This window comes from Spongiibacter sp. (assembly GCF_041602295.1).
In the GTDB taxonomy this organism is placed as follows: Bacteria; Pseudomonadota; Gammaproteobacteria; order Pseudomonadales; family Spongiibacteraceae; genus Spongiibacter.
In genome coordinates this window covers 1-5,430 of sequence record NZ_JBFIGO010000143.1, presented here as the reverse complement: position 1 = coordinate 5,430, position 5,430 = coordinate 1, and the positions used below count along the sequence as shown (strand labels likewise).

At 56.4% G+C, this 5,430-nt stretch carries 5 protein-coding genes; 1 reads left to right on the top strand and 4 read right to left on the bottom strand.

What is annotated here, in order from left to right; all coding sequences use genetic code 11:
* From ABYM29_RS14640 to ABYM29_RS14630, 3 genes are all read right to left on the bottom strand, one after another.
* Positions 1 to 510, bottom strand: a 510-nt coding sequence (locus ABYM29_RS14640; RefSeq protein WP_372865530.1) for an LLM class flavin-dependent oxidoreductase, incomplete at its 3' end; no start/stop codon positions are given.
* Positions 511 to 536: 26 nt separating this feature from the next.
* Positions 537 to 1,529, bottom strand: a complete 993-nt coding sequence (locus ABYM29_RS14635; protein ID WP_372865529.1) for a hypothetical protein — start codon at positions 1,527 to 1,529, stop codon at positions 537 to 539.
* Between the two features lie 54 nt (positions 1,530 to 1,583).
* Positions 1,584 to 3,977 carry a PEP/pyruvate-binding domain-containing protein gene (locus tag ABYM29_RS14630; protein WP_372865528.1) on the bottom strand — a complete coding sequence of 798 codons (2,394 nt, stop codon included), beginning with the start codon at positions 3,975 to 3,977 and terminating at the stop codon, positions 1,584 to 1,586.
* A gap of 121 nt (positions 3,978 to 4,098) precedes the next feature.
* On the opposite strand from ABYM29_RS14630, the gene ABYM29_RS14625 reads away from it, so the two are divergent.
* Complete coding sequence (locus tag ABYM29_RS14625; protein WP_372865527.1) at positions 4,099 to 4,791, top strand: TetR/AcrR family transcriptional regulator; 693 nt, start codon at positions 4,099 to 4,101, stop codon at positions 4,789 to 4,791.
* Positions 4,792 to 4,875: 84 nt separating this feature from the next.
* Here the strand turns inward: ABYM29_RS14625 and glpE are convergent, their stop codons facing one another.
* On the bottom strand, positions 4,876 to 5,196 hold the full coding sequence (gene glpE / locus ABYM29_RS14620) for a thiosulfate sulfurtransferase GlpE (protein WP_372865526.1): 321 nt from the start codon (positions 5,194 to 5,196) through the stop codon (positions 4,876 to 4,878).
* Positions 5,197 to 5,430 lie beyond the last annotated feature (234 nt).

The following is a 5,430-nucleotide window of genomic DNA, read 5'->3' as shown; positions in this document are numbered from 1 at the left end:
CTCGGTCATTTTCGGGCCCAGTGCGCCTAACATAATGGGCGGAATGCCGTAGGGGTTGGGACCGGGGTTGAACATCGGCGTCATCAGGGTATGGCGATAATACTTGCCCTGGAAGTCGAGTTTGCTGCCGTGCTGCCAACAGTCGAAAAAGGCCTTAACTGCCAGGATGTATTCGCGCATTCTTGCCGCTGCGGGATTGAATTCGAGGCCGAAGCGCTTTTCGATATGGGCTTTAATCTGCGAGCCAATGCCCAGGCTGAATTTGCCCTTGGAGAAGGTTTGTAGGTCCCAGGCCTGGTAGGCGATATGGGAGGGGTTGCGCGGAAAGGCCACGGCAATGCCGGTGGCAATGTCCAGTTGCGGCGCGTGCTCCGAGGCCAGTGCCAGCGGCAGGAAGGGGTCCCAGCTCCCTTCCAGAGAGTACACGCCATCGTAGCCAATGCTGGCGAGGCGTTTTGCTTCTGCCGCGGCATCGTTCATCTGCGCGTAGAAGGGGCCATCAATTTTCATGTTTATAGCCTTTGTTATTGTTGGTATTACTCGGCGTTGCGATTACATTCGAACCAGCCGATAGCCGTCTCTTCGCCGTCGATATGGCAGCGTACCAAGGAACGGCGATACTCGCTGCGTTTAGGGGGCGAGAAGGTGTGGCTGATGTCTATCTCCATGCCGCTAATGGTTTCTATACGGCCGGAGATGACTCTGCCACTGCTGCAGGCCAGATCAAAGTGCCCAGATACCGCGCGACAGGGTGACTCTGGGACAAAACTGAGATCGAATGCCACGGCGTCTAGGTGCTCCATCTCGCCGCCCTTTGCCTGGTAGTAGCCCATTGTTATCGCTGGCCACTCGGGGATATTCACGACGGTGGATTGCAGGCTGAAGCTGGGCGTATTGACCACAAAAAATTGCCACTCCATATCCCAGGGGCGGGGGCCCCATGAGTGGTCGCGCTCGCCGCGAACGTCGAGCGTGTGTGTCTGATCAGCAATGCCAAGATTGAGTTTTGCCGCAATGGGCTGCTCATAGCGGTTGGTGTCGAAGCCCTTGGCGCTGTGATTTTCCACCGTGCCGGCGCCGCGTGAGTGAGCGGCCCCCAGAGCTGTGAATGCCAGGTCTACATTGACGGGCAATACCAGGCCCTGCCTTGCGCCCGACAGGACGCGGGCAAAGCCGGAGACCGCCAGCACGCCGCTTTGCAGGAGGTCGCCGGGGCGGTAATTGAATTGCAGCCCCCAGCCCTGATAGGAAAAAACCTGTTTGTCTTGGTTTAGCCTTAGCTCGGAAAAGGGCAGGCGATACTCTTCAATGGCCAGCCATTCATCGCCATTGAAAAGATAGAGCCAGAACAGTACGCGCTGTTGTAGCGGGTGCCAGCCAATGCGGCAGTGCCCGGCGTTTTGGCCGCCGGCGTCGTACCAGTCAAAGAAATAGGATTCGTTCCAGTCGTGGTGATCCTCGCTGAACGGGTGTGGAAACTCGTCGTCTAACTGTATTCCAAACTGCGTTAGGGTTTTCTCATCGATCATAGCAATTGGCTCTTTAATAATGCTGCTTAGTGAGCGGCCCGTGGGCCGCTGGCGTCATAGTAAGGTCACGACACCGGTATCGGCATTGAGGCGAATTCTATCTCCGGTTTTTATCCGTTGGGTGGCGATGCGGGTATTGACGATCGCGGGAAGGCCGTACTCCCGGGCAATGACGGCGCCATGGGATACCGAGCTGCCGACATCGGTGATCAAGCCGCTAATGGAGCTGAAATACGGTGTCCAACCCACATCGGTAATGGGCGCTACCAAGATCTCGCCCGGCTGTAGCGCCGCTGCTTCACTGACACTGAAGGCAACTCGGGCGGGGGCTTCCACCACCCCGGACGACACCGGGCGACCGATGATTTCTCCGTCATGGGCATGGCTGCGCAAGCGGATATCAATGGGCGCGGGGCGGCCGACACAGATTTCGTCAAACTCAAGTCGGTTCTGGAAAGCTAATGCGGTGCGACGATCTTTGGTTTTGCTGTTCCAGAGCTGAATGTCGCTGTCGCCGTTAACAAAGGCCATCAGCTCGCGGTGAGTAAAAAAGAATACCTGGTCGGCGTCATCGAGTTTACCTTCCGCGGCCAGTTGCTCGCCGAGCGCGCGATAGCTGCGCTTGAAGCGGTTGGCAATATCAACCAGCAGCGATTTGGTCGCTTCGCGGCGGCGTATGGCATTGTGGGCCTTGGCTAATATCCAGCGAATTCCCCGGCTCAAGGTATTGGGGTCGATGGCTGTAGGCTTGCTGCTTTGCTTGGCGCCGCCAAGCCGGGCGGCGACCGATGCCTGCATCGTAGCAATCAATTGCTGCGGCGTGTCAGCCCAACAGGCTTCCCTCATGCATAGCTCGCGGTAGCCTCGGTGGCCGTGGCGCTGAAGAAAGGCTTGATAGTCTGCAGCGGCTGTTGAATGGCTGGCGTTTAGCCACGCTACAGCCTCTTCGGGGGTGGCGTTAATGAAGAACTGTGCGTCGCGGTCATTTTCGGCAATTTGATCAACAATGGCATCTAACTGCTCCACCAATACCGCGCTTTCCACCCCGCTGGCACCGGCCATTAACTTTGCGGCCTCCGCCTGTTGCGCAGGTGTGCTTTCCTGCCCTCCGGATATCATCGACTGCAGGATATTACTGGCGACGCCCGAGGTGGTGGACGACTGCAGATGGACTGCCATGGCTTCGGAGTAGAAGGGCAGCGACTGGTCTAGTCTGTTGGCGATGTCGACACTGCTGCCGGAGGTGGGTAGCTCAAACTCGGCGGCCTTTTTTCTGAAATTCTCAATCACGGTGTCGGCACGCTGCAGGTATCTGAGCATTTTGAAGGTACCCATTAAACGAATCCACCAGGGCCGTTTCGGCGGCTCCTTTAGTTCTTCGACGACGCTGCCACACAGGCTGTAACCCATCGATTTTGCATCGACACCCAGCACGTTGGCGGCGGCGGCAATCGAGCCACTTAAATTGATAAAGAGTTTGCCGTGGCTCATCGCTATTTGCGTCCACTCATCGGTGACCGACTTGCGTCCGGCGTAGCTGACATGCATCTGCTGCATGCCGTCTTCGATGCAGCGGCCCGTTGTTGAGAAGGTTAACGGGCAGCTCGCGCCGGGCATCATTTCGCCAACATTGCAGCGCGTGACCACATCGCCGGGCTTGATCGGCGTATCCAGCTCATTTAAATCAGAGCCAATGGTGGTGATCGGTCGAGCCTGCAGCCAGAAGAGCTGGCCCTGCTGGTCGATGGCCCATTCGAGGTCTAGCGGTTGATTGGCTTTAATGCTGGCCTGTCTGGCCTGCAACACCATTTCCAGGCACTGGCTCTCGGTGAGAATCGCACTGTCATTGACCAGTTCTGAAAAGATCAAACGGCCGTCTAGATCAAACTCATAGTGATCGGGCGTGGCTTCGCCGCTAACCAGCGCTTCTCCCAAGCCCTCCACCGCATCAATAACTTGGCGGTCGTGGCGGCCGGATACCGGGTCTACGGTGAACATCACCCCGGCGGCACGGGCATCGACCATATTCTGAACAACCACATTCATTTGTGTGCCCTGAATATTATTTTTCTGCTGGTAGGCGCTGGCGCGTTGGCTGTCCAGGGACTGGATGCAGGCATCGATGGCCTCTTGCAAGGCCTGCAGGCCGCAGACATTGAGGATGCTCTCGTACTGGCCGGCAAAGGAGCTGTCCGCGCCGTCTTCGCCCAGTGCCGATGAACGCACGGCCACGTTGCCAGCGCCCAGTTGCTGGTAGTAGTCGGCCAGTTCCTCTGGGTAGCTGCCGAGTTGTGCATTTAAAATGACAAAGCCGCCGGGCACATTGAGCCCCCAGCGTTGCAGCTGGTTGAGCCCCATGGCCTTGCCGCCTAGTTGGTGTAACGACTCGACGTGGCGGTCCACGTCCTTAAGCCAGTGAATGCGTGTTGCGCTTGCTGTTTCCATCATCGCGATAGTCCGTTTATTGTTTTTATCCGCAGTAATTTTTGTTTGCGCCCGGGGCGCGAGGTCTTTGCTGTGCGGACTATACGATCGTATAGTATCGATGGTGTGTCAAGTAGATCGCTAAGTGGTTAAAATTCCGGGATTTTTTAAAGGTCTTGGTGTAAAAATAGGTGAGTTACCCCTAATGGCGAGTAAAAACTCAATGGCGAAAGCTAATGAACGGCGAGAGGCTGTACTCAAGGCGGCGGCCCATCTCTTTGGTCAGCTCGGTTTCGATGGCACGTCGTTTTCAATCGTGGCGGAGCAGGCGGGGGAGAAAAAATCTTTCGTCCAGTATCACTTTGAGAACAAAGATGTGCTGTGGCGAGAGACGGTGTCGTATGTATGGTTGCAGAGAAATAACGCCTTGCCGCGGTATATCGAAGACATTTCTCTACAGCGCCATAGCCCTGCTGACAACAAGACAATGATCAGGGAGCTGTGCCGCAATATTCTTCAGTTTACCTTTGCGCACCCTGAGTGGGTAAAAATCATGTTTCAGGAAGCGTCGGCGCCGGGCCCGCGCTTAGACTGGCTGGTAAAGGAATTTATTGGCACTGACTTTATTGAAGGTAGGGCGATGATTGAACTGGGGCAGCACCACGGTGTGTTGCCAAAAGTTCACGCCATGGACTTATTGCATATTCTTTCCGGAGCACTGCTTTACCTGGTCAGTGTTGCTCCGGTCACTGAGCGGGTTCTCGGTGTGAGTCCCGACTCTCCTGAGTATATGGAGCGGCATATAGATACTTTGATGACGCTGTTACAGCAGGCTTGAGGCGCCAGAGCCTGGGGCGGTGGCGCGGGCAAGTTCAGTGCAGCCCCGGCGCTGATAGCTCTGGGGCTATGACGGTTTGCGTGTTTACTCCTGGCCGCTCTGTTGTGGATAGCGCTGGCGCCAGGCTTCGAAACCGCCGTCCATGCTGTAGACCTCGGTAAAATCTTTTTCGACAAAGAATTGTGCGGCGCTCTGGCTACTGTTGCCGTGATAGCAATAGATAACTAGTGGCTGATCGGGGTCAGCGGCTTCGATAAACTGCTGTAGATTGTGGTTGTCCAGGTGGCTGGCGCCGGCGATATGGCCGAGCTGGAAGGACTGCTCGTCCCGGATGTCGGCCAGTTGCGCTGCCCGCTGGCTGATAAGCTGTTCAGCCTCGTCGATAGATATGCGTTTAAAAGACATGGTTCCCCACCTGTCGAGCGTAAACGCCTATGGTAGCGCGAAGGCGGGGTGACATAAACCGAGAAAGCCTAGCCGATGGCGGCCAGCGGTTCGCGAGTCTTGCGCGCCAACCCCTTAATGTCTTCCAGCACGATATACAAGCAGGGGATCAAAATCAGGGTAATGACCGTCGCGAAGATGATGCCAAAGCCCAGTGATACCGCCATGGGGATCACGAACTGGGCCTGTAGGCTG

Excerpts from the sequence above, each read along its gene's own strand:
- ABYM29_RS14635 (WP_372865529.1), bottom strand. The coding sequence starts at position 1,529 with ATGATCGATGAGAAAACCCTAACGCAGTTTGGAATACAGTTAGACGAC.
- ABYM29_RS14630 (WP_372865528.1), bottom strand. The coding sequence starts at position 3,977 with ATGATGGAAACAGCAAGCGCAACACGCATTCACTGGCTTAAGGACGTG.
- glpE (WP_372865526.1), bottom strand. The coding sequence starts at position 5,196 with ATGTCTTTTAAACGCATATCTATCGACGAGGCTGAACAGCTTATCAGC.